Raw genomic sequence first — 20,496 nt, 5'->3', positions numbered from 1 at the left:
TTATAATTGTGAACCAATAAAGAAATGTAAACGAATTGGTTTGCTGTCGTCAGAAAGTCCAGTAGCAACATCTAAACGAATTGGGCCAATTGGAGAAGCCCAGCGTATCCCCACACCTGCGCTATATGCAGTCGGTGTATTAAAGTCTTTATCGTACGCATTACCAAAGTCACTAAAGACCGCAGCACGCCAGCCTTCTTTAAATTGGTAGTTATATTCTAATGAACCCGTTGCCAAGACTTGACCACCAATTTTATAGCCATTTTCTTCGGCCGCTAAACTCTTATAGTCAAAGCCGCGAATGGTTTGGTCACCACCGGTAAAGTAGCGTAAGTTATAAGGAACTTTATCAAAGTTCTCTGTCAGAATATAACCTAAATCACTGCGCCCAACGACTTGGTGATTATCATTTTCACCCAACGAATAAATAAAGCGCCAGCCCGCATTCAAGATCGCCATATCAGCATCTGAAAGTAAGCTTTCACTTCCGACTTCAACTTTATAGGTTTGCTTGATCCCTTTACTCGGATTCACACGTTTATCAGAGTCGGTTCGAGAAATTTCATAGCCAAACATCAAGGACTGTTGTTCATTGTTGGTATTCACCAAGAATGCATCTGGAATGTCATCACTTGGACTTAGACCGTCATCAGTAATACGGTCCAAACGATAACGTAAACCAAAGGTGTGCTGCCAACTACCACGGGGGTTTTTAATAATCCGGTCCACACCCGCTACAGCAGATTCAATGGAAAGATTAACACCTTGACCGACATCATCACGTTCTTCACGTTCATAACCACCGACTAAGCTGACATAGTCATTTAATGGGTGGTTATATGGAATGTTATAGCGTCCATCAATCGATTGACGGATTTTGGATACTTCCATGTTGGCGTCAAAAGAATGACCACGTTTGTTTACAATGGCACGACGATACTGGCCACGAACACGTGTACCGGTGTCGGTACCAAAACCAGCACCAATTTCTGCACTATTCAACTTATCTGCATTTAGTGTCACGATCACAGGGACTTTTTTATCTTCACGTGCTTGCGCTTTTAAACGTTCTTGTTCTGCTTGTTTGGCATCTTGCGTATCTTGCAAACTGCGTAATTTAGATGATTGCTCTGCATCATTCACCCCCGCAAATTGGTCTTCATTAACCACTTTTTGCGTGACTTCCTTATTCGACATCACTTCCGTTTTGTCTTTCACTACTTGTGAACTTTCTGACAACTGATTTTGATCGACCAAGGTTTGAATATCCGGGGGCAATTCAAGTGGCTTTTCTATCGGGTCTGGTCGAATTGAATCAACCAAGGTGTAGTTAAAATAGCGAGAGTTGGTCAAGTTATTAGCCAAACCATTCACACGCCAGAAAGTATAGTCAGCACCATCTTTCCACGTCACCAAACTTTCTAAAATATCGCGATCCAATGGAAACTCTGCATTAGGATCACTCATTCGAAATTCGACTTCGCCAAGCTTATAACGCTCACCCGTCTCAAAGCGCAAATTGATATCGGCTGTATTTTGTGGTTGAGCCACTCTTACATCGTGCAAACGCCAGTACGAGTCGAAATAACCGTTATTAGTTGCTGCATCATTAATTCGGCCTTTCGTCGTTTCGTATTCACCATGATTAAGAATGTCACCTTCTTCCTGATCTGGTAAAACACCAATCACCTGAAACTGAGCTTGGTTCGCCCCAGCCCCAGAAAATTCAACATTCTGTTTTTCAATTTGCACAGGCGTATTTGGTGTAACCAATACACGAACTTTGCTGTCAGACACTTTTTCAAATTTGAATTCTGATTGATAGAAACCCACGGCTTGCGCGGCTTGATTGGACAAGCTACGTAATTGAGGCAAAGCCGATGGAAAATCACTAAAGGATTCTTGAGTAAAACCTGAAAGCTTACCTTTAATATTGGCTTTGAGATCTTCCAGTGCCGCACCGTAGGCCTTACTCGACGTTTGACTGGTGTTATGTGCTGAGGTAATTTCAACATCCGCACTAATTCGTGGCACTTTTGCCGTATTCATCTGACGTGGCGGACGTACTTTATATAATAAGCGCTTGAAAATACCTGGCTCTACATCATCCTCAACTGTTGGGTTATGCAGCTCTTGCAGAGTATTGGCATTTTCATTTCGTGTCGCGGTAATTTCATTATCCGAACGAATTTCACCCATGAGCTGATCAATATTGACTGGCGCTTGGTTAATTTCCGTTAACTCTTTTTGGGTAATATCCGCAACAGCAATTTCTGTTTGCTGTGTTGCACGGTACTCCTGTGCTTGACGTTTGGCTTCTTCAGCAACTTGGAAGATTTCATTCGCCATGTTTTGATCAACAGGTGTCACGGGTAAGTTTTCTAAATCTTCAAACTCAATGGGTTTAAATTCTTGTAGTTGTGTTCCTGCTTGCTGCTGTTCTTGCAGCATTTTCATGCTATCAACAGATTCTTCCGGCTCATTTATATTTTCAATTTTTTCAATTGCTTCAGGCGTCGATAGCCCTTGCTTTACAGCCTCATCCTTGATTTCAGTAACAATCTCTGCTTTTGTATCTGCAGATGTTGGAACCGTTTCTGCGGGAGTTTGGGCGAAACTATGCTGAGCACACAAGGTCAAAAAGATGCTCATATATAGACTTTTATTGCTATGATGCTGTCGTATGCAGTGAGCTATACTGTGATGAAGCAATGTTTTTTTAAACTTGATTTTTGCAGGCATAGCAAACTCTAACAAATTTCATTATGTAATGGACTTAGTCAACCAGATGTAGAGCTAAAGATCTTATATCTATTGGTTTTTCGCCATCTCCAAACTCAAAAACATATTACATGATTTTTTTAGAGATTTTACCAATCACTCACATTTCTTAATAAAACTTAATGTAGCAAGACGCTTATGAATAACAACGAACATCTGCTAGGTACACGCCGTTTCCTGCCTATGTTTTTGACCCAATTTTTTGGGGCGCTCAATGACAATGTCTATAAACAGGCTTTATTGTTGGTCATTACCTATGGATTAATCCAACAACAGGCATTACCCATCAGCACGCTAAACAATCTGGCTGCATTATTGTTTATTTTACCCTACTTTATTTTTTCAGCGACAGCGGGACAGATCGCAGATAAGTTTGAACGTTCACAACTTGTCCGTGGCATCAAAATTTTAGAAATTATCATCATGATCATCGGCAGTATTGGCTTTCTGACCGGTCATTTATGGTTATTGTTGCTGGCTTTATTTTTGATGGGGACCCATTCGACATTTTTTGGTCCAATCAAATATGCAATTTTGCCTGAAATTTTAAAGCCCAATGAGCTGATGTCAGGCAATGCGCTCTTCCAATCGGCAACATCCATGGCAATTTTATTCGGGATGATTTTGGGCGGTGCAGTGATTGCTTCATCTCAAGGCAATTTAATGTGGATCAGCCTGACGGTAATGACCATCGCCATTTTAGGTTATATCACCAGTCGTTTTATTCTTAAGCAAAATGTCACAACACCTGATTTAAAAATCGATTGGAACTTTTTCCGTACCAGTTACCAAACGATGAAATATGCCAAAAGTTTGCCGCTGATTTTTACCATTTTATTGGGGAACTCGTGGTATTGGTTTTATGGTGCAACCTACCTCACCCAAATTCCACAAATGACCCAGCAAAACCTACATGCCTCTGAAAATGTCGTTAGCTTGCTATTGACCTTTTTCTCTGTCGGTGTGGGCGTGGGTTCATTACTTTGTCGTAAATTAGGCGGCACTCAAGTCAATATTAAGATGGTTCCCATCGGTGCTGTAGGTTTAACGGTATTTGCACTGTATTTAGCATTTAGTTTGACCCTCGTCCCGACTCAAACTGGCCCACTCATTACCCTTTCAGAAGTTTTTCATCAAGGTTGGGGCTATTACCATGTCATGATTGCCGTGACTTTATTGGGTATTAGTGGCGGTTTTTACATCGTTCCGCTCTATGCAATGATGCAAGCATACTCTCCACGCTCACATCGTGCACGAGTCGTTGCCGCAAACAACATTTTAAATGCGGTATTTATGGTATCTTCTGCTATATTTTCAATTATCATTCTAAGTGTTTTAAAGATTGATATTAAAATACTTTTTTGTATAACCGCAGTGCTCAGTGCTATCTTTTGTATTTGGCTGCTATTACACATCAAACCTTTGCTTCAAACTACGCAAGTCTCTCTGGAGGATTAATCCATGCGTCAATTTACAGGTGTCGACAAACTTATTCACTCATTTGATCAGGCCTTACGTAGTTTAGTTCCCGGAGCAACGGCTGCACATCGTGAAAACCCGTCTGTTGCTGAAAAAACGCAACTTGCAGTCAGCGAAGCACGCCATGTGGCAGGTCTAATGCGGGTCAACCATAGTGGTGAAGTGTGTGCTCAAGCGCTTTATCATGGCCAAGCCCTCACCGCGAAACTGCCGAACGTACGCCGTGAAATGGAACAAGCTGCGATTGAGGAACAAGATCATTTGGCTTGGTGTGAAGACCGCTTAAAAGAATTAGACAGCCATACCAGTCTGCTCAACCCTGTTTGGTACGGCCTTTCTTTTGGGATGGGTGCATTGGCAGGTATTGCCGGTGATAAATACAGCCTAGGTTTTGTCGCTGAAACTGAGCGTCAAGTGAGCCTGCATTTAGAAGATCACATCCGCCAACTTCCTGAACAAGACGAACGTTCACGTAAAATTTTAGTGCAAATGAATGAAGATGAGCTGCATCACCGTGATACAGCACTCAATGCAGGTGGTGTAGACCTTCCTGTTCCAGTTCGTATTGCCATGACTGGTATTTCTAAGCTGATGACCAAAACCAGTTATTACATTTAATGATTTTTGCTAAGTTTTATAAATAGTGAAAAAAAAGCCTGCAATGATGCAGGCTTTTTTATGAGAAATCTTTTGACTTTAATACAATAATTCCTTCGCCATCAAAACAGTTTATAGGCTGCCATCGACTTGGTGTAAACCAATCAAAATTCAAACTATAACGTTGTGCAGTGGACGGATAACCAGCTCCACCTAACTCAAGCAGCCATCCAGCCGGACAAATTTCTTTTTGGTTATTCATCATAACGGTTTGATCATGTACCAACTCAAGCAATAAATGACGATGCAGCTCAAATGCAATAACATCAAATCCAGCTATTTGAATCGGCTGTGGAAAACGAGCCGATGTCAAACCTTGACGAATATCAGTCATCTGTTCCAGAGTATAGTCGGTTTCAAATGATCGGTTAATCCACGTGCCTTCAGGCAGTACAACCTCTCCAAAGTTTAAGGGTTCCTGCAACTGTATATGAATTTTCTTTTGATGCTGCCACTCTGCATAGTCAGAACTAAGATCTGAAATCACGAACAATCACAGCGTTACTGCAACAAATAAAGGGAAAAACAATACGCCAGATAAACCAATTTTAAGTACCGCATTTACTTTATATGGTCGATTTTTTTGCTTTTTATACCAATTATTCCAACTCAACCAAATCGCAATGACAATAAATAGCACCAAAATTGCAAAGCAAATAATAAGGAAACCTCCCGCACCCGCACCATAACCTAAGCCCATATTGCGCTCACTAAATATCCCTTTAAATCTTTTAATTATGTTTTGACGACTTTATCAGATCAGCCACGTTCACTTTATCAATGTTGATGATGCTTACACCACCACTTCAACACCGTATAGAGCACACGGAAGAATACGATACATAAAATAACGGCAATAACGATGTAAATATCTTGATGATAAGGCAGCATTTTCGCCCAAAATAGATGTAAATAATGACTGATTTGGAAGCCAATCATTGCGACCAACATCGCCCAAATAAAACAGGCAACTAGATTAATCAGCACATATTTCCAAACAGGATAAGCACGCACACCGACTGCAATAGGTAAAATAGTTCTAAAACCCCAAGCAAAGCGCATAAATAAAATGGTCAAAATAGGATAACATTCAATAAACTGGCTCGCACGATCGAATTTTTGTGCAAATTCTGCATTCGACTGGATAAGTTTTTGCCCATAGCGAGCGCCCATTTGATAATAAAACTGATCGCCAATAAAACTGCCCAGCATCGCCACTGCAATCAACATTGGAAAATGAAGTATGTGTTGATGTACGGCATAGGCGCCAATCATCAGCACTGTTTCTCCTTCAAACAATGTGCCAATAAAAATCGCAATATAGCCATAGTGCTGAATCAGATCCGTCCAGTTCATATCATTATTTTGAAGCTAAAAAGATAATGTAATCCTGAGACAGCCTATACGCTAGCGCATACCATGACAGGATTTGAATATTTTTGTTATTGTCTACTTGGGATATTTAGGGACATTTGAAATATACGTCATGAGTTTTGAAAGCATTGCGTTTCATTCACTCAATCCACTAAAACTTTTTGACAACTCACCATAGGAAATTGATGTGCTGGATGTTCAAACATCTTATTTTTCCATATATCGAACATTGGAATTTTAACATCGAGTGCTAAAGGCAGTTTTTTCGGATTAAATTGCATGTGCGCTAAGCTTTCGCCCCACGCGATCAGATCCAGATCCAAAGCGATATTATGAGACGGACGAACACGACCTGAGTCTGCTTCCATTTTTTTCAGTAAGGCGCTGATTTCATCTACAGATAAACTGCTTTTCACCAAACAGGCTGCATTCCAATAATCCGCCCCAATGCCATCACGACAAGGAATCACATAAATTTTGGAAAATTCAGCATGACCCAAAGCCTGAATTTGACGTAAAGCCAGTTGAAAATGCGGTTTTGGATTGAAATTACTCGCCAGAGCTAGGGCGAAAATCGTTTCGGTGGCGTTCAAGACGAATTCCTACAGAATTGGCTTGCGCGATAATGGCAGGCTTCCGGATGGTAATCATAATAGATTCAATGCTGTCATAGGTAGCGAAAAGTGCATCAATCACCAGTTTTGCTGCATGTTCGATCAATTTAGGTTGAGCAGTTTGAATGACTTTGGCTGATATTTCGCAAATTTCAGCATAATTCAAGGTATCTTCAAGCTCATCTGACTGAGCCGCCTGCGCTAAACTGGTTTGAATATTGAGGTCGAGCATCAAAGGCTGAATAATCTGACGCTCCCAATTGAAACAGCCGATGACGGTCTCAACTTTCAAACCTTCAATGATAATTGCGTCCATTCTTACACTCAAATTAAAATCTTAAACATCGATAAAATCCTCCTGTTAAAGAAGGAGGATTTTATTTATATCTTGCGGCTAAATTATTGCTTCAACAATAAATTAGGGTCCATAGTCTGCACCATTTGAATACGCTGGTCTGCATAAATATCAGTATATGGCGCAAGGATGCGCATAAAGCGGTCAAAGTACAACATTTGTTTGAATAATAAAGCGAAGTCACGTGGGAAGCGAATACCATGACGCTCTCCGACTTGTACCATATCCATCATGATGTCATTCAAATCGGCAGGATTTGAGGTTAATAATTCCTGTGGATCAGCCAAAAGCACACCGCTAAATAAACGCTCTAAATCGGCAGCTAAGACTTGTGTGTCAATTTTGACAGCCGTCATGCCCATTTTCAGCATGTTTTCAGCCATCAAGTTGTAGTCAGTTTTTTGTAGGGCATCCATAAACGCAATACATGCTGTCCACACTTCAGGTTTCAACTGACCCACGATACCAAAATCGATGAAGCCTACTCGACCATCTTCTAGCAGCATCAGGTTGCCTGCATGTAAGTCTGCATGGAAACTGTTACATAACATCAAGCTGCCAAACCATGTATTCATCGCTGTCACCAAAACTTGCGATGGATCTTTAGCGACTTTCTTGACCACGTCAAAATCGGTCAATGGCACGCCGTATAAACGCTCCATGGTTAAGACACGACGTGTTGAATATTGGTGATAAACCTTTGGTGCTGTTGCGGCTTTGTTTTGAGTTACGTTCAGATAATTCACAAAGTCGTCAAGATTTTGAGCTTCTTCAATAAAGTCCACCTCACGTACCATGCGAACTTTAATTTCTTCAACGATATCTGCAAGTGAAGCAAATTTGACTTTGGGTACAGCTTTTTCGACCAGTTTAGTAGCCCAATGTAAGACGTTTAAATCTGTATAGAGAATCGTCTCGACACCCGGTTTTTGCACCTTAATAACAACATTTTCACCACTGACCAATTTAGCGGCATGCACCTGTGCAATCGATGCAGAAGCCAAAGGCTTTTCATCAATTGAAGCAAATATTTCATCTAAATTACGGCCAGCAAATTCTGAAGCCAATACCTGCTGCACATAACTAAACGGCAATGAAGGTGTCTGATCTAAACAACCTTGAAACTCTTCGACATATTCACGTGGAAATAAAGAAGGTGTACTGGCAATAAATTGACCCAATTTAATATAGGTTGAACCCAGTGATTCAAAAGTTTCACGCATGAGTTTTGCGTTACTTGGTTTTTCAGTTGCAAATTTAAAGCCGGCTTTTGCCGCAACGACTGCGGTCTCACCCATTCGGGCAACCGAGCGAATTCCATCTAACCAGATATTGTTTTTCATAATGTCTTAGAAAAAAATAATTAACGTGAGTGTAGCAAAAAAATAAGGGCTTGCTGCTTTATCTTGCCTGACAGATTGGACAATCGGGATCTATTTCAAAAGCGAGAATTTTTTGTTTCATTGACAGACCATCCCACAACAAAAGTTTTTGTTTCAATACTGTCTTTCCTAAACCCAAATAAAGCAAAGCATGATGAGCTTGCAAACTTGCCATAACATTTGGTGTAGTTGCAAGTACACCTGAGTCTGCACAGCGCAAACTTTCATTGGCATGCTGTTCTTTTGGAAATAAACATTCATAACAGGCAGCATCGGCTTCAACCATAAATAACTGCCCTTGAAAGCCGATCGCTGAAGCACTAATCAGCGCCACATTATTTTCCACACAGCTTGTGTTAACCAAATACCGTGTACTGAAATTATCACAACCGTCGAGAACCAAATCTTGTTGTGAAATCAACGCCTTTGCGTTGCTTTCATCTAATTTTGTGGTATAGCTTTGCACTCGGATATGCGGGTTAATCGCTTGTAAGCGTTTAGCCAAAATTTCCGATTTATAAAAACCTACGTCATTTTTGGTATACGCGATTTGTCGTTGTAAATTACTGATTTCAATTCGATCTGCATCGATTAAAGTAATTTGTCCGACGCCTGCACGTGCCAATAATTCGGCTGTGGTACACCCAATTCCACCACACCCTACGATGAGTACATTGGCAAGTTTTAGCTTCTCTTGTGCATCGATGTCCCATCCATCAAGTAATATTTGACGGCTGTATAAATGCATTTCATCATCACTTAATTCAAATTCAGATGTTGATTCATTCGATTTAAACGTAGACAAAGTATTTCCTTATTAAAATTCGTCAAGCATAAAAAATGGGCGAGTTTATATCGCACGCAAAAGATTAAAACACCGATATCCATCAAATGTTGTTCGAGTACAAACCCGAAACAGTGTAAAAACACCCTGCTATTTGAGCAAGACAATATACAGCTTAAAGTTAAAATAAATGCTCTGTAGACATGGTATTTTTCTTAGTTAGCGTATCTTCAATTACACAATTTAAAATACAGTATCTCAAACACCTTAGTATGTAGAAACATCATAGAGGTATAGCGTATACATGTTTTAAAAATAATAAATATAGTTATATTTTTAACCATATTTAGTTGCACTAGAGCTGCTTACATTAGATTCATTTTAATGATTCTTTTCTACCTTAGCCTCAAAAAATAAAACTTAATTCAAGACATTTTAAGCGTTTATGTATGCAAAGAGATTTAATCCGTAGGTATATGTATGAATTCAGTGAGAATTAAATTAGATCTCTTTCATAAATCAAAAAACGATCTTCTTTTTGGTTAATATTTGCACTCTGGATTTCTTAGCATTCGTGCATAATCTGCGGATGAAATACATCGATTCAAACAAGCTTTCTGATCCTCAGTTCAAGCGATACACAGGCATCTCATGGTCAACTTTCTATTTGATGGTTGAGCAATTGAAGAAACATGTCCCTGCCAAAGGCAGACCGCCCAAGTTAAGCCTGGAAGACCAGGTTCTGCTCTGTCTAAGCTATTGGCGGGAATACCGAACCTTATTTCACGTTGCGACGAGCTACGGGGTTTCAGAGCCCACAGCCTCAAGAATTGTCCGTCATGTTGAAGACTGCCTGATTCGGTCCAATCTCTTTAATTTACCCAAAGATTTACCCGAGGGCGAAGGCATCGATTGGAATGTTGTGATCGTGGATGCCACAGAAATTCCAATCCAAAGGCCTAAAAAAACAGAAGAAAAGCTATAGCGGCAAGAAAAAGATCCACACTTTCAAAGTACAGGCCATCATTCATTATCAAACTCAAAAAATCCTGAGTTTATGTACGAGTCGTGGTGCCGTACATGATTTCGAACTCTTCAGACGTAACTTGAATCAGATTCCTGCAGGTGCATTTATCCTTGCGGATAAGGGTTATCAGGGAATTTATACAGTGTATCCAAATAGCTTGTTGCCATTAAAAGCAAAGAAGCGCTGTAAACTGGATTCCGAACTAAAAATCTATAATCAGGAAATCAATAAAAGAAGAATTGGAATTGAGCATGTATTTGGCAGTTTGAAAACCTTCAAAATTCTTGCTGAGCGATATCGCAATCGAGGCAAAAGACTAGCATTAAGATTCAATCTAATTGCTGGAATTTATAACTTGGAGCTGAGTGAAAAATGACTTATGAAAGAAATCTATTGCTGACACAATATGTTAGATAAACTTATGAGCTAACACACATTATTCAAATACTTTGTGCTCAGTCATATTTACCCCTTTACCCCAAAGTGATTACTTAAAAGTGGAGAATAAAATGTCACAAGAATACGTTGAACAAGATCAGCGACAAAAATTATGGGAACTCATTAAAGACGTGCGTTTCACCATGATTAGCCATGTTACTGACAAGCAAGAAATTCATTCTCAACCCATGACCATGCTTAATTCTGATAAGATGAATGAGCATGAAAATATCTATTTTCTTATGAAAGAAAATAATGACCTTGTAGAGGCAGTCAATGCAGGTCGTAATCATCTTGGATTAGCATTCGCTAAATCTTCAGACGATATTTATGTATCAATTAGTGCTCATGGAGAAATCAGTACAGATGCGGCCCTAATCGATAAATTATGGAATCCTTGGGCTGAAAACTGGTTCGATGGCAAGACTGATCCTACTGTTCGCGTTTTGATAGCTAATGCTATTAGTGCAGAATTTTGGAATGTCAAAGACAATAAAGTCACCCATTTATTCAAAGTTTTGAAGGGCAATTTAACGGGTAAAACTCAAGAACTTGATACTGAACATAATACCCTGAACTTAAAATAAATGATTTTATTGATTTGAATGAATGCTTTAATTTTAGGTTAATTTGGATTGTCCCATAGTTAGTCAAATACATATATGATCTCGAATGAATGGTTTCACCAGCTCAAACATCAATTTAAAAAAGGCTGCATCATGCAGCCTTTCTTGCGTATATAAATTGACTCAACTGACCTTTTGCATTAATTGCGCTTTGGCCACTTCTTGTTGTTTCAACAGATTACGTTGGATTTTTCCACTCGATGTTTTAGGCAACCCATCTACAAATTCAATTTCTTTTGGATAAGCATGCTTGGATAAACGAGATCGCACATAGGCTTGTAGCTTATCCATGAGTTCTGAACTTGCTTGATATTGTGGTTTCAATACCACAAAAGCTTTGACCAATTCTGTACGCTCAGGATCAGGCTTACCGACAACTGCCGATTCTAAAACCTCTTCGCACTCTAATAATGTGCTTTCCACATCGAAAGGCCCTACACGATAGCCTGACGTTGTAATGACATCGTCTGCACGACCTACAAAATCAATGCCGCCTTCTTCGTTTAAACGAACGGTATCACCGGTTAAATAGTAGTTCCCGACAAAGGCTTTACGGTTATTGCCACCATAGCCTGTGAACCACATGAGTGGAGATTGCGACCAATCTAATGCCAATGTTCCAATGCCACCGCGTTCAATTTCTTGATAGTCTTTATTAAGCACCGCGAAACGATGACCCGGTATAGCAAAACCGGCTGAACCCACTTTTTTGTAGTGTTCTAAAGCGTGATGATTTGCAATCACCATACCGAGTTCTGTTTGCCCATATTGGTCATAAATATTGACGTTTAAATCGTGATTAAACCATTGAATCACTTCGGGCGTTAGTGGCTCTCCTGCACTACTCACAACCCGTAAATGTGATTTTAGGGATTCATCAAATTTTTCTTTAAAACCAAAGAACATACGAAATGCCGTTGGTGAACCGGTCAAATTACTGACTTTATATTTTTTGATGACTTGAAGTGCATGATCAACACTAAAAGCACGTTCATCCATAATAATGCTGTGTCCTAAACTTAATGGCCCTGCAATTCCATAGTACAAACCATAAGCCCAACCCGGATCTGCCAAATTCCAAAATGAATCTTCATCACGCAAATCAACCGCATGTGTCATATACCCTTTAAATGCCAATAACGCTTTGTGTGGCACAGGTACAGACTTGGCCAAACCGGTCGTTCCCGATGTAAACATCATTAAAAATTCATCGTCAAATGAACGTGGTACTGAGTTATATGTGGTGTCATGAAGTTGCAGCTCTGACCAAAAGTCAGGATCTGTCTGAATTGCTTGATCGGCATGCACGGTTAAAATATGTGGTAAATCAATATGATTGAGTTTTGATCGTTGCTCAGTGTTGGTTACAATCAGCTTTGTTCCCGCAGTTTGCACCCGATGCTCAATCGCTTTGGACTCAAATGCCGTAAACAAAGGCTGATAAATTGCCCCTATACGCCATGTTGCCAATACGGTGATCAATAACTCTGCTGTGCGGGGTAATAGACCTGCAATGCAATCACCTGCTTTCAATCCAATGCGCTGATAATAATTTGCCAATTGTGCAGAAGCTAAATCTAATTGCTCAAAAGTCCATTGCTCAGATTCACCATTTTTACCTTCCCAGATCAGCGCAGTTCTATTTTGCCCAACATAGCGCCCACAACATTCATCATAAGCGTTTATAGAACTTGGCGTACCGACCAATTGTTCTGTAACAATCTTTTCAAAATTAAAATCACGATATGCTTGTTCTAGTGTCTTCATGACGACAATTCCTATCCTGTTCTCTATGACTCAAAGTGCAAGACTTTGAGGTTTATTGATCTTGTTGTTGTACCGCTGCGTACTAGTGACGATTCCTTTGCCACATCCGCTTTTACTGCTTTTCTATACACCGATTGCAATGTCGGTTTTTTAGTTTTGAAACTTATACTCTTCGACAATCTATTCGTAAATTACCTATTCTTAGACTGTGTATACCTAGATAACCATGTTTGGATGTGCCCTGCAATTTCCATAACCATCAACGCCATTGCAGGGTTTGAACATCGACTAAAGTCTATTTTTTAACCTTTCACCCTTTGGTGACTTCACGTGCAATCACCAGCCGCTGAATGTCCGATGCACCTTCATAGATTTGACTGACACGCACATCACGATAAATGCGTTCTACTGGAAAATCAGATACATAACCATAACCCCCATGAATCTGAATCGCATCTGAACACACCCGTTCAGCCATCGTCGATGCAAAAAGTTTCGCCATCGAGGCTTCTTTTAAACATGGAAAACCTGCATCTTTTAAAGTCGCTGCATGGAAAATCAATTGGCGAGCCGCCTCAATTTGGGTAGCCATATCCGCGAGGCGAAATGCCACGGCCTGATGCTGTACAATCTCTACGCCGAATGCCTTGCGTTCATTGGCATATTCAACGGCTGCATCTAATGCTGCTCGTGCCATACCCACAGACTGCGCTGCAATACCAATTCGACCTGACTCTAAGTTCGATAAGGCAATTTTATAGCCTTCACCCTCTTGGCCTAAAAGACTATCCGCAGGAATACGACAGTCATCTAAAACTATAGTTGCTGTATCGGAACAATGCTGACCCATTTTGTCTTCTAATCGCGATACGATATAACCAGGTGCATCCGTCGGTACTAAAAAGCACGAAATCCCTTTTTTACCTGCAGATTTATCCGTTACCGCAAAAACCAAGGCTACTTGGGCATGTTTTCCTGTAGTAATAAATTGCTTGGTGCCATTTAACACCCACTCATCACCATCACGCTCCGCTTTACATTCTAACGCACTCGCATCTGAACCCACTTGTGGTTCTGTTAGGCAAAAACAACCTAACCATTCGCCAGTGGCTAATTTTTTTAAGTATTTTTCTTTTTGTGCTTCTGTACCATAACGCTGCGTGATGCCACATGGCAGTGAATTTTGTACGCTAACAATTGTGGAAATCGCACCATCGCCAGCAGCAATTTCTTCTAAGGCAACAACCAAAGACACATAGTCTAAACCTGCACCACCCCATTCATCCGAAACCGTCATGCCTAAAGCACCTAGCTCACCAAGTTCCTTTAGCTCTTGTGCAGGAAATGCTGCCGTTTTGTCACGCTCAGCAGCCGTTGGTTTCAGTTTTTCTTGCGAATAGCTTCGCATCATGTCCTGAACCATTTTTTGTTCATCATTTAAAATCATGGGACTTCCTTTTCTAAATCTTTTATAGCGCGTATAGCTTTAATTTTTGGATAACTGCGGAATTAAAAATTCTTTGGCTGTATAAAGCAAAGTTGGATACACGACGACGCCATTTGCAACTGTCTGACGCAGGACGCCATTAATCTCAAATGTTTCTGCGACCTATAAATCAAAAAAATGCTTGATGACGAGTTTTGCAAATGACAATGGTTTTGGTTACTTTTGCCGAAACAAAAGTAACGAGATGAGCTACTGTCAACGAAGTTATTCTCGATAAGACTCCGTCGTAGAATCCTGAATAAGCAGTTTTAATAAATAACTATTTAGGCTGCATACGAATCGCGCCATCAAGACGTATCACTTCGCCATTGAGATAAGCATTTTCAAAAATATGCGTCACTAATTTTGCAAACTCTTGTGGTTTTGCTAAACGTGGTGGGAAAGGCACCATTTGCCCCAAAGCATCTTGTACATTTTGTGCCAAGCCTTTGAGCATCGGCGTTTCCATAATGCCCGGAGCAATGGTCATCACACGAATCGACTCACGTGCAAGCTCACGTGCAAGAGGTAATGTCATTGCAACCACTGCCCCTTTAGATGCTGCATAAGCCGACTGACCAATTTGACCATCAAAAGCTGCAACCGACGCCGTATTCACAATCACGCCACGCTCTTCTTCACCTGCTTTTAATTCATATTTAGCAATCAGTTGTGCCGCATAGCGCAGCATGTTGAATGTACCTGAAACATTAATATTTAATACTTTTTGGAACATCGCCAAATCATGTAATCCGTCACGACCTAAAACTTTTGCAGAAGGTGCGATACCTGCACAGTTCACTAAGCCATTAAGTTGACCAAATTCCGCTTCAACTTGTGCAAAGAAAGCGCCGACCGCTTGTTCATCAGTGACATCCAATTGAACAAATTTGGCATGATCACCCAGTTGACGTTGCATCGCTTCGCCATGCTCATGATTCATATCCACAATAATCACTTTTGCACCCAGGCCAATCAGATGTGTTGCTGTCGCAGCGCCTAGTCCTGATGCACCACCAGTCACAACAAAAACTTTTCCTTTAATGTCCATATCAATTCCCTATTTACGATGTCTTGTTTTAAATTCGACTTAAGATGCAGAGTAAACAGAGAATTTATTCAGTACAATTTCCAAATGTTGCATCTTTTCTGATGTATTTGGACAATTCTGAACAAGGACCTATCCGCACATATGCCGAAGCATGGACTCGAATACAGCAAAGGGACGATTTCAATCGACTTGGTGCATGAAGCATTATACGATGCGCAAAAAAAGCAATTTGATATTTCTGCTATTTTACAAAAGGCGGGTATTCCCTCTGAGTTACTGCTATCGAGTAAAACCAGAGTTTCTGTTTCTCAATATGCGGCTTTATGGACTCATCTTGCAGATGTGATGGATGATGAATTTTTTGGCATGGATCGGCATGCCATGCGACGTGGTAGTTTTAAACTACTTTCGAAAATGGTCATGCATAACAGCACCTTGGGGGATGCACTTAAGCAAATCCTACAATTTTTAAATCTGGTTTTAGATGACTTGCATAGTGATTTAACCATTGAAGATCACTTTGCTTATATCGTGATCTATGACCAACAAGCGCCTAAACGCATGTTCAGCTATGCAACATATTTGATGCTCATCCACACGCTACTGTGCTGGCTGAGTGGACAACGGATTTTATTAAACCAAATCCAATTTAAATGTGATGCACCGCTTGATGATCACGACTATAAAGTTCGCTTCTGTGAAAATATTCATTACCAAGCCAGTCAAAACTATATTCAGCTAGATGCCAGTTATTTAACCCTTCCCATCAAACAAGACACACGTTCATGGTATCAATTCCTACAACAAACGCCTGAAAACCTCTTAGTGCGATTTAAAAACCCCTATGCGCTCAGCAGCCAAATTCGTAAACAACTGTTAGATGTTTCTCCTGCTGAATGGTTAGAGTTTTATGAGTTGGCAGTCAAAATGAATATGTCTGAAGCCACCATGCATCGCCGTCTTAAAAGTGAAGGTGTGAGTTATCAACAACTCAAAAATGATATCCGACGTGATACCGCCATCGATTTTTTAACCCATACCGATAAAAGCTTGCAAGATATCAGTGAAGAACTAAATTTTCATAATCCGAGTGCTTTTCATCGGGCTTTTAAAAAATGGACAGGTGTCAGTCCTGGTGCATATCGACAAAATAATGCGCCTGAATTCAAGGCCTAGAATTTGATATTCGCTATTTATAAATTGAATATTCATCTAATTAATAGAAAATCAATAACTTAAAAATATTCAATAAATAGACTGACCATTCATCCTTGAATGATTGCTACTTTAGTCTAATTAGGTTATTTTTCACTCAATTTAAAGCGTTTTGCTTATTTATTTTCCAATTCTCCTGCATCTCCTTGAAAGGCTTTCCTATGCTTAAGATGATTGATGTTCTTGAACAGCAACTTGTTCAAAACTTTTCAGATTCTCTTTTCACTCAGATTGACGCAATTGATGAACTGTTTCATGAACAGCTTAAAACTGTCGCAGATATCGATTTGCAAAATTTGATCTCACAATTTTTTAGCACTGAAAATGCAGTTGAAGTTGCTCATGCACTGGATATCCAAGCGGATGACATTGAAGCAATTCAAGCGGGTGCAAATCTAAAAGATGAAAATTTAGTAAATGCAACTGCAAAAATTATTGCGTACTGTCTTGCAGTAGAAACATCAGCTTTAGAACAAGTTGAAGTTTTCGATAGCTTACAAGACTACCCAATGTAAGTATTGATCGAATATCAAAAACAAAAAAATAAAGCGCATTCAATGCGCTTTATTTTTGACTATCTCTAATACCAAATCAATGTTGCCACTGACCTAAGCTGACACGGTCATTGCCACCATAATCTTTTACAGTCCGAACATTTCGATATCCAACTCGTAAGAACAAATGTCTGACTGCTTCACCTTGGTCATAGCCATGTTCAAGCACCACCCACCCATTCACGGTTAAATGTTTTTTGGCTTGAAGAATGATTTGCTCAATATCTGCAAGCCCATGATTGTCCGCAACCAAAGCACGTTCAGGCTCTGTCGCCAAATCTTTCATGTGTACATCATCAGCATCGATATACGGCGGATTTGACACAATTACATCAAAGAAAGCACGACCAAAGGGTTTCAACCAAGAACCTAAGACAAACTGCACATGTTCAAGATCATGCTTTTTGGCATTAAACTCAGCAACTTCCAAGGTAGGTTCGTAAATATCTGAAGCCACAATTGACCAATCTGGACGTTCACTGGCTAATGACAAGGCTACAGCACCAGTTCCTGTTCCTAAATCGACCACACGAGCATCTTCAGGAAGTTCTAAACGGAGTACAGTTTCAACGAGTACTTCCGTATCAGGACGTGGAACCAAAGTATCTTTAGTCACTTTTAAATCTAGCGTCCAAAATGGCTGAGAACCTGTGACATAAGCCAAAGGCTCACCTGCTGCAATACGAGCAAGACTGTCGACATAGAGTTGTTCTTGTTCTGCCGTCAATTCTTGATCCTTTTTCATGATTAAATCAAAAGAATCAATCTTGGTGATGTGCTCTAACAACCACGCATTTTCCTGACGTTCATAACTTTCAGGTTCACCACGATAGGCCAAAGCCTGTGCAATATTCATTAGCCACCATTCTGCTGTGCTAATAATGCCAACTGATCGGCTTGATATTCACGATGCAAACTATCTAGCAATTCAGTCAAATCACCTTCCATCACTGCATCTAACTTATAAAGTGTTAAGTTAATACGATGATCAGTCATACGACCTTGTGGATAGTTATAGGTACGAATACGCTCAGAACGGTCACCAGAACCTACCAAGTCACGACGCATTTCAGACGTCGCTGCATCTGCCGCTGCGCGTTTAGCATTTTCTAAACGAGAAACCAATAGCGCCATCGCTTTGGCTTTGTTTTTATGTTGTGAACGTTCGTCCTGACATTCTACAACTGTACCCGTTGGAATATGGGTAATACGTACAGCAGAGTCAGTTTTGTTAATGTGCTGACCACCCGCACCTGATGCACGATAGGTATCAATACGTAGTTCTGAAGGATTAATTTCTACACTGGTGTCTACATCAATTTCCGGCAAAATCGCAACAGTACATGCCGAAGTATGCACACGACCTTGTGACTCAGTTGCAGGAACACGCTGTACACGATGTGCACCACTTTCAAATTTCAAACGACCATATACGCCTTCACCATTGATGAGGCAAATCACTTCTTTATAACCGCCGTGTTCGCCGTCATTTTCAGACAACACTTCAATACGCCAACCTTGTGATTCAGCATATTTACTGTACATGCGATACAAGTCACCCGAGAAAATTGCAGCTTCGTCACCACCTGTTCCGGCACGGATTTCTAAATAAGCAGAGTTCGCATCATTCGGATCTTTTGGAATCATCAGAATGTTTAAGTCTGCTTCAAGCTGACCGATCAAAGCTTTATTTTCTTTGATTTCCTCAACGGCCATCTCTTTAAAATCTGGATCCGTCATCATTACTTCAGCAGTCTCAATATCTTCTTCAGCTTGACGGTATTTTTTCCAAACTTCAGTGATTTCAGCTAAATCACTATGCTCACGTGACAACTGACGGAAACGTTTGTTGTCTGAAATGACTTCTACATCTGCGAGTAATGCATTTAATTCTTCGTGACGGTCAGAGAGCTGATCTAATCGTAAACGTAACGATTCTTTCATTTTTCAAAAAATCTCAATACACAGGCTCAACCGCTAAACTTTCACGGATATGCCAAAATTCAAAATAATGGCGCTAGTGTACCGATAATGGGTCTGAAATGACATATATATTGTTTTTTGGCCTATCTATGAGCCTAAATATCAAAATGTGAACTTCATCACTCCTAACTTTCTCCACAAAGTCGTACAGATTTTCAGCATTCAACCATTTTTTTCACAATATTTATAAAACTCATACAAACCAGACACTCAAATCACCAAATAAAGAGAAAGCTCTCCATATTTATAGCGAATAGTTTTGTTACATTTACTGCCATCGAAATGATTATGAAAAAGTCCTCGCGTTTATGAAGGACATGGAGTGAACTATGAAACTGAATACTCTTTTAATGACAGCCACTCTAGCAACTGCTTCTATGTTCACTGTGTCTGCAAATGCAGATAGTACAACACGCGTTGCTGCAGCTAGTGCATTAGGTAGTGTTGCAGGTACTGCAATTGGTAAAAACATGGGCGGTAATACCGGCGCTACAATTGGTGCCGCTCTTGGTGGTGCTGGTGGTGCTGCGGTAGCAAGTAATAAACGCAACCGTACAGAATCTGCTATCGGCGGTGCTTTAGGTGGTGGTACAGGTTATACTGTTGGTAAAAGCATGGGCGGTACAAACGGTGGTTACATCGGCTCTGCACTAGGTGCTGCTGGTGGTGCTGCTCTAGGTAATAAAATCTCTAAAGATAAAGCTTACGACAAACACCAAGAACGTAAATACAAAAAACGTTACCGTCGTCGTCACTAATTCAAAAATTAGTGAGTCCTTATTGAATAGTGAAAATAGCACCTTCGGGTGCTTTTTTATGTATCACCATTTTTCAAATGATAAATACAACTTTATTTATTGCTCCTGATAAATATTTAGATTTGCCTTCCCTCCAACCAAGTCATCAATCATGTAGAAATAAAG

At 40.2% G+C, this 20,496-nt stretch carries 21 protein-coding genes; 8 read left to right on the top strand and 13 right to left on the bottom strand.

Features of this window, described 5'->3' with window-relative positions; translation table 11 throughout:
- Positions 1–2,742, bottom strand: coding sequence for an autotransporter assembly complex family protein (locus MST17_RS06960; RefSeq protein WP_180027037.1), 2,742 nt, complete (start codon positions 2,740–2,742; stop codon positions 1–3).
- Positions 2,743–2,919: 177 nt separating this feature from the next.
- Between MST17_RS06960 and MST17_RS06955 the strand changes: the two genes are divergently transcribed.
- Positions 2,920–4,239 (top strand): MFS transporter, encoded by a 1,320-nt coding sequence (locus MST17_RS06955; protein ID WP_180027036.1) that lies wholly within the window; start codon positions 2,920–2,922, stop codon positions 4,237–4,239.
- A gap of 3 nt (positions 4,240–4,242) precedes the next feature.
- On the top strand, positions 4,243–4,878 hold the full coding sequence (gene coq7, locus MST17_RS06950) for a 2-polyprenyl-3-methyl-6-methoxy-1,4-benzoquinone monooxygenase (protein WP_078188555.1): 636 nt from the start codon (positions 4,243–4,245) through the stop codon (positions 4,876–4,878).
- A 58-nt stretch (positions 4,879–4,936) separates the two neighbouring features.
- On the opposite strand, the gene MST17_RS06945 is transcribed toward coq7, so the two are convergent.
- From MST17_RS06945 to MST17_RS06915, 7 genes are all read right to left on the bottom strand, one after another.
- The gene (locus MST17_RS06945; RefSeq protein WP_180027035.1) at positions 4,937–5,404 is read right to left on the bottom strand and encodes a hypothetical protein; all 468 of its coding nucleotides are present in this window, start codon (positions 5,402–5,404) and stop codon (positions 4,937–4,939) included.
- 6 nt (positions 5,405–5,410) lie between these two features.
- Positions 5,411–5,617, bottom strand: a complete 207-nt coding sequence (locus MST17_RS06940) for a hypothetical protein (RefSeq protein WP_180027034.1) — start codon at positions 5,615–5,617, stop codon at positions 5,411–5,413.
- Positions 5,618–5,694: 77 nt separating this feature from the next.
- Complete coding sequence (locus MST17_RS06935) at positions 5,695–6,273, bottom strand: DedA family protein (RefSeq protein ID WP_257224029.1); 579 nt, start codon at positions 6,271–6,273, stop codon at positions 5,695–5,697.
- Between the two features lie 161 nt (positions 6,274–6,434).
- Complete coding sequence (locus tag MST17_RS06930) at positions 6,435–6,884, bottom strand: 2-amino-4-hydroxy-6-hydroxymethyldihydropteridine diphosphokinase (RefSeq protein ID WP_180007921.1); 450 nt, start codon at positions 6,882–6,884, stop codon at positions 6,435–6,437.
- A complete protein-coding gene (folB, locus tag MST17_RS06925) occupies positions 6,841–7,221 on the bottom strand; it encodes a dihydroneopterin aldolase (RefSeq protein ID WP_078188558.1) in 381 nt (126 codons plus the stop codon). The genes MST17_RS06930 and folB overlap by 44 nt, the downstream gene beginning before the upstream one ends.
- Before the next feature lie 83 nt (positions 7,222–7,304).
- Entirely contained in the window at positions 7,305–8,603 is a 1,299-nt protein-coding gene (locus tag MST17_RS06920; RefSeq protein WP_180027033.1) for an AarF/ABC1/UbiB kinase family protein, read from the bottom strand.
- A 58-nt stretch (positions 8,604–8,661) separates the two neighbouring features.
- On the bottom strand, positions 8,662–9,390 hold the full coding sequence (locus tag MST17_RS06915; RefSeq protein ID WP_180027057.1) for a HesA/MoeB/ThiF family protein: 729 nt from the start codon (positions 9,388–9,390) through the stop codon (positions 8,662–8,664).
- Between the two features lie 625 nt (positions 9,391–10,015).
- Here MST17_RS06915 and MST17_RS06910 point away from each other — a divergent pair.
- The 3 genes from MST17_RS06910 (at position 10,016) to MST17_RS06900 (ending at position 11,478) form a co-directional block, all read left to right on the top strand.
- A complete protein-coding gene (locus MST17_RS06910; protein WP_071851480.1) occupies positions 10,016–10,411 on the top strand; it encodes a transposase family protein in 396 nt (131 codons plus the stop codon).
- Positions 10,359–10,829 carry a transposase family protein gene (locus MST17_RS06905; RefSeq protein WP_257246855.1) on the top strand — a complete coding sequence of 157 codons (471 nt, stop codon included), beginning with the start codon at positions 10,359–10,361 and terminating at the stop codon, positions 10,827–10,829. The genes MST17_RS06910 and MST17_RS06905 overlap by 53 nt, the downstream gene beginning before the upstream one ends.
- 133 nt (positions 10,830–10,962) lie before the next feature.
- Positions 10,963–11,478 (top strand): pyridoxamine 5'-phosphate oxidase family protein, encoded by a 516-nt coding sequence (locus MST17_RS06900; protein ID WP_180026408.1) that lies wholly within the window; start codon positions 10,963–10,965, stop codon positions 11,476–11,478.
- Between the two features lie 162 nt (positions 11,479–11,640).
- Here the strand turns inward: MST17_RS06900 and MST17_RS06895 are convergent, their stop codons facing one another.
- The 3 genes from MST17_RS06895 to MST17_RS06885 form a co-directional block, all read right to left on the bottom strand.
- Positions 11,641–13,284, bottom strand: a complete 1,644-nt coding sequence (locus MST17_RS06895; RefSeq protein ID WP_180026409.1) for an AMP-binding protein — start codon at positions 13,282–13,284, stop codon at positions 11,641–11,643.
- A 310-nt stretch (positions 13,285–13,594) separates the two neighbouring features.
- Positions 13,595–14,731: an acyl-CoA dehydrogenase family protein gene (locus tag MST17_RS06890; RefSeq protein WP_078193952.1), complete on the bottom strand. Its 1,137-nt coding sequence runs from the start codon at positions 14,729–14,731 to the stop codon at positions 13,595–13,597.
- A 319-nt stretch (positions 14,732–15,050) separates the two neighbouring features.
- Positions 15,051–15,821: a 3-hydroxyacyl-CoA dehydrogenase gene (locus MST17_RS06885; RefSeq protein ID WP_078188564.1), complete on the bottom strand. Its 771-nt coding sequence runs from the start codon at positions 15,819–15,821 to the stop codon at positions 15,051–15,053.
- Positions 15,822–15,962: 141 nt separating this feature from the next.
- Between MST17_RS06885 and MST17_RS06880 the strand changes: the two genes are divergently transcribed.
- The gene (locus MST17_RS06880) at positions 15,963–16,997 is read left to right on the top strand and encodes an AraC family transcriptional regulator (protein ID WP_180026410.1); all 1,035 of its coding nucleotides are present in this window, start codon (positions 15,963–15,965) and stop codon (positions 16,995–16,997) included.
- A 200-nt stretch (positions 16,998–17,197) separates the two neighbouring features.
- The gene (locus tag MST17_RS06875) at positions 17,198–17,551 is read left to right on the top strand and encodes a hypothetical protein (protein WP_180026411.1); all 354 of its coding nucleotides are present in this window, start codon (positions 17,198–17,200) and stop codon (positions 17,549–17,551) included.
- 76 nt (positions 17,552–17,627) lie between these two features.
- Here the strand turns inward: MST17_RS06875 and prmC are convergent, their stop codons facing one another.
- Both prmC and prfA read right to left on the bottom strand, forming a co-directional pair.
- A complete protein-coding gene (gene prmC, locus MST17_RS06870) occupies positions 17,628–18,446 on the bottom strand; it encodes a peptide chain release factor N(5)-glutamine methyltransferase (RefSeq protein ID WP_180026412.1) in 819 nt (272 codons plus the stop codon).
- The gene (gene prfA / locus MST17_RS06865; RefSeq protein ID WP_180026413.1) at positions 18,446–19,534 is read right to left on the bottom strand and encodes a peptide chain release factor 1; all 1,089 of its coding nucleotides are present in this window, start codon (positions 19,532–19,534) and stop codon (positions 18,446–18,448) included. The genes prmC and prfA overlap by 1 nt, the downstream gene beginning before the upstream one ends.
- A 368-nt stretch (positions 19,535–19,902) precedes the next feature.
- On the opposite strand from prfA, the gene MST17_RS06860 reads away from it, so the two are divergent.
- Entirely contained in the window at positions 19,903–20,331 is a 429-nt protein-coding gene (locus tag MST17_RS06860) for a glycine zipper domain-containing protein (protein WP_078193959.1), read from the top strand.
- Positions 20,332–20,496 lie beyond the last annotated feature (165 nt).

The organism is Acinetobacter sp. YH16056_T (genome assembly GCF_024605895.1).
In the GTDB taxonomy this organism is placed as follows: domain Bacteria; phylum Pseudomonadota; class Gammaproteobacteria; order Pseudomonadales; family Moraxellaceae; genus Acinetobacter; species Acinetobacter amyesii.
This window is presented reverse-complemented; position numbering and strand designations above follow the sequence as displayed.